The 3,147-nt window shown below is 73.8% G+C and carries 2 protein-coding genes; both read right to left on the minus strand.

The genetic code is table 11. From position 1 onward, the window contains the following. Nucleotides 1-123: 123 nt before the first annotated feature. A complete protein-coding gene (locus ACFCX4_RS35600; RefSeq protein ID WP_376151518.1) occupies nt 124-2,112 on the minus strand; it encodes a LamG-like jellyroll fold domain-containing protein in 1,989 nt (662 codons plus the stop codon). A 136-nt stretch (nt 2,113-2,248) separates the two neighbouring features. Continuing rightward, entirely contained in the window at nt 2,249-2,947 is a 699-nt protein-coding gene (locus ACFCX4_RS35605) for a hypothetical protein (protein WP_376151520.1), read from the minus strand. Nucleotides 2,948-3,147 lie beyond the last annotated feature (200 nt).

A 3,147-nucleotide genomic window follows, 5' to 3' on the forward strand; every position in this document is an offset into this window, starting at 1 on the left:
GGGTCTCGGCGGCCGAGGCCGTGCACCGGGCGCGGTCCCGGGGCGGAGCGGGCGCCGAGATGTGTATAAGAGACAGAAGTCGGACCGGCCGACTTCCTGCGCCGCACCACCGGCCACCCGGCGTCAGGCCGTCATGAAGTCCCGCACCCGCAGCGCCCGCCTCACGATCCGGACGTCCCCGATGTGTCCGTGGAACACCTTGTCCAGCACCCCCGCGTACGCGTAGCCGCCCAGCATCCACGGCCGGCCCAGCGTGGCCAGGCCCACCGCCGGGGTGGCCGGGTTGCGGGCCACCTCGCAGCCGTCGACGTACATCCGGCTGAGCTTCCCGTCGTTGACGACGGCGACGTGCCACCACGCGTCCAGCGGCAGCTGGTGACCCCAGCAGGTCGACGCCCCGGTCTGGTTGAGCGGGTAGACGCACCACTGCAGGGCGGGCGCCTCGGAGAGGCTCAGCGTCACGACCGGCTCCTCCGCGTCGGTCCCCGGACCGCTGCGCCCGGCCTCGCCCGCCGTTCCCCACCGGCTGAGCAGGGACGACCAGCGGCTCTGCCCGGAGTCCCAGTCGGCGGGCAGCTTGCAGAACGCCTCGACGGTGAACCCGCGCTCGAAGGTCTCCCGGTTCAGCGGCGCGGTGGGCGCCGTCTCCAGGTAGCTGCCGCGCACCGGCCCCTTGGTGCCCCGGAACAGCAGGCTGCCGTGGCCCGGCTGGTCCGGGTGGTGCTCGGCGGACCAGGTGAGCGCGCCGTCGGGGGTGCCCGGCGCGCTGCGCCACAGCAGGTCGTTGCCCTGGCCCGAGAGGTCCTTGACGACCTGCTGCGCGGGGACCGCCGTGCCGTCCCGGCCGCCGTCGAAGCGCCAGTACGCCGCGGTGTCCCGGACCAGCAGTTCGGCCGGCCGGCGCGCCGGGCGCCGCGGGGCGGGGGCGAAGCCGGCGAAGCGGCGGTCGAAGTCGACGGACAGCGAGAAGCGGTCCACGTCGGAGGTCAGCTCGACCTGCTGCGCCGCGAGGGTGTTGCGCTCCTCGGCCGCGATCTCCTGGATCCACGGCGAGAAGGTCGACACGTCGACGGTGTTCCGGTCGAGGTCGAAGCGGTAGGCCCGGATCATCGCGGCGCCGCCGTAGTAGCGGTCCTGGTAGTTGGTGATGTGGACGTGGACGTCGTTGCCGGCCCTGTTCCGCAGCACGGTCCGGCCGGGCGGCCAGTAGTGGCCGTTGACGGTGAGGAAGATCTGGTCGTTGCCGCTGATCAGCTGGTCCCAGAGCTTCCGGCCGTAGCCGGACAGCTCGGCCCGGCCGCCGTCGTCGGCGTACGCCAGGTCGTGGGTGGTCAGGATGACCGGGACCTTCGGGTTGGCGGCGATCACCGCGTTGGCCCAGGCGAAGCCCGCGTCCGAGAGCCGCCAGTCCAGCGAGAGCACCATCCAGGGGCGGCCGGCCGCCTTGAAGACGTGACAGGTGTTGTAGCCGTCCGGGCTGGAGCTGTGGTACCCGGAGGTGCGGGCGGCGCGCTCCTTGCCGAAGGTCTCCAGGTACGGGGTGCTGCCGCGCCGGTCGTCCGTCGAGGAACGGACGTCGTGGTTGCCGGCGAGCACGCCGTAGGCCGCGCCGGCGTCGTCCAGCAGGCCGAACACCTTGCTGACGGCGGCGAACTCGGCGGGCAGGCCGTTCTCGGTGACGTCGCCGAGGTGGGCCAGGAAGACGATGTTGTCGTCCGTCCCGTCCTCGCGGTTGACACCGCCGTCGAGCACGTAGCGGATCGAGGCCTCGACCGGGGCGGGGTGGATCCGGTCCTGGTCGAACAGGTACTGGGTGTCGGGCATGACGACCACGGTGAACCGCCGGGCGTCCGGGTCCGGCTGCCAGCGGCCCTTGCCCTTGGCCCCGGTCCTCCTCGCCTTCCCCGGCTCGGCCCCGGCGGGCTCGGCACCGGCCGCCTGCGCCGGCGCCGCCGCGCCGAGCAGACCGAGTCCGGCCGCTCCGGCCCCGGCGCCGAGCAGGCCCGCCCCTTGCAGGAACCGCCGCCGCCCGGCCGCGGCCGGGCCGTCGCCGTCGAGGTCGGCGGTCCGCGGGCACCCGCACGTGTGCCCGGACTCGTGGATGTCGTGCATGTTCGCTCCCGAAGTGGTGTGGCCCACGACGGTAGGGACCGGGTCTGGTCGGAGATCATCGCCGGAGCCACGCCCCGCTGAACAGCGGAGGAACCGGACGGACGCGAGGGCGGCGCGTCCGGCGGGGCCGGGACCGTCAGTCGTCGTGGAGGACCAGCGCGCCGCAGGCGGTCATGAACAGCCAGACGGCGACCGGACCGGCCAGGAGGGCGACGGGCGGCAGCTGCTCCGGTATGAGGCCGAGGCAGCCGAGGAACGCGAAGGAGGCGGTGAAGCCGGCGATGACGAAGGCGAACACGGCCCCGTTCCGGCGTGTCCTCGCCCAGGTCAGGCCCATGACCGTGAGCGCCGTTCCGAACAGGACCGGGATCGCCACCTTGAGGGAGGCGGACCAGGGCGTGCCCGGGTTCGTGGCGTGCTGCCCCTGGTAGGTGATCCCGGCCACCCGCCCGCGGAAGAGCGTCACGTCCACGTCCGTGCCGACCTTCACGGCGGCGTAGAAGCGGGGGAGGACCAGGAAGTCCTGCTCGGCGCCCGTCCCGCGGGCCACGACCACCTGGTGGGAGGTCCCGTCACCGTCGACGGTGTACCGGTCCGTCACCTTGCCGGGCTCGCGCACCACGCAGTCCGCGCCGGGCGCGTGCGCCGCCGAGCCGCACACGGGCGCCTCGCGGTAGGCGCGCGCCACCGCGTTCGCGTCGAGGAACCAGCTGAACGCGAGCACGGTGGTGGCCAGTCCCGCCAGGAGGAACAGGCCCTGCACCACCGCGTGGCCGACCGACCCCGGCCGCCGCGAACGGGCCGGCGCCTCCGCGTCCTCGCTCCGAGCGCTCATCGCAAACCCCCATCGATCGCGTCCACGGGCACCGTGTGCGGGCCCTCGGGGATGCTCCCAGGGCAGGGCCCGGACGGCCTCCGGCAGGAACGTTCCTGTGACGAACTCGTGCCTCTGTAACGCGTGCCTGCGCCACCCTGTCTCCGCCACCCTGTCTCCGCCACGCGCGGGGGCCGCGGGACACCGGTTTTCCGGGGGGC

This window comes from Kitasatospora sp. NPDC056327, assembly GCF_042261735.1.
In the GTDB taxonomy this organism is placed as follows: Bacteria; Actinomycetota; Actinomycetes; order Streptomycetales; family Streptomycetaceae; genus Kitasatospora.